The organism is Azospirillum sp. B506, from assembly GCF_000333595.1.
GTDB lineage: Bacteria > Pseudomonadota > Alphaproteobacteria > Azospirillales > Azospirillaceae > Azospirillum.
The window spans coordinates 1-949 of sequence record NZ_BADK01000241.1 but is presented as its reverse complement, the minus strand read 5'-3'; the positions used below and the strand labels follow the sequence as shown (position 1 = coordinate 949).

Below are 949 nucleotides of genomic sequence, written 5' to 3'. Positions count from 1 at the left end.
GCCGACTTGGGGCGTCGATGCCGGCGCCGCCCGCGGCGATCCACAAGGCGCTGATCGAACTGGCGCGCTCGGGCGCCGCCGTGCTGGTCATCAGCCAGGATTTGGACGAGCTGTTCGTGCTGAGTGACCGGATCTCCGTGCTGTTCCATGGCCGCCTGTCCGACAGCCGGCCGACGCACGAGACGACGGTTGAACGCATCGGCCTGCTGATGGGTGGCCTGTTCGGCACGCCGCCGGACGAAGACGGGGAGATCGCGCGTGCGGTCTGATGGTTTTGTGAGCACCGGAGACGCCGCATGAGCTTCATCCGTCTTGAGCCGCGCGGGCAGGCGTCGAAGACCATGGTCTATGTCACGCCGCTGCTGGCGGTGGCGCTGACCCTGCTGAGCGGATTCATCCTGTTCCTGGCGCTCGGTTTCGATCCGTTCAAGGCGCTCTATTCCTTCTTCGTCGCGCCGGTCACGTCTGTCCGAGGCGTGGGCGAGCTGGTGGTGAAGGCGACGCCGCTGGTGCTGTGCGCCGTGGGCCTTGCCATCGGTTTCCGCGCCAATGTCTGGAATATCGGTGCCGAAGGGCAGCTGACCCTGGGCGCCATCACCGGCGGCGGGATTGCGCTGGCCTTCTATGGCGAGGGCGGCTGGTGGCTGTTGCCGCTGATGGTGATCGGCGGAGCGATCGGCGGGGCGATGTGGGCGGCAGTGCCGGCCTATCTGCGGCTCCGCTTCAACGCCAGCGAGATCCTGACCAGCCTGATGCTGAACTATGTCGGGCTGCTGCTGCTGAACTATCTGGTTCATGGTCCCTTTCGCGACCCGGACGGCTTCGCCTTCCCGGAATCGCGGCTGTTCGAGGCCGATGCCGTCCTGCCGATCCTGTGGACGGGAACCCGCGTCCATCTTGGGGCGCTGTTCGCCCTGGCGGCGGTGGCGGGCGGCTGGCTGTTGATGGC

1 protein-coding gene and 1 pseudogene are annotated in these 949 nt (G+C 67.0%); both read left to right on the top strand.

The genetic code is table 11. The features are described 5' to 3' along the window. Positions 1-269: pseudogene (locus I71_RS07595) on the top strand (ABC transporter ATP-binding protein); the annotation flags it as partial. A 27-nt stretch (positions 270-296) separates the two neighbouring features. Then, positions 297-949 (top strand): ABC transporter permease (locus tag I71_RS07590; RefSeq protein WP_042693439.1); only part of this gene is annotated, 653 nt, incomplete at its 3' end.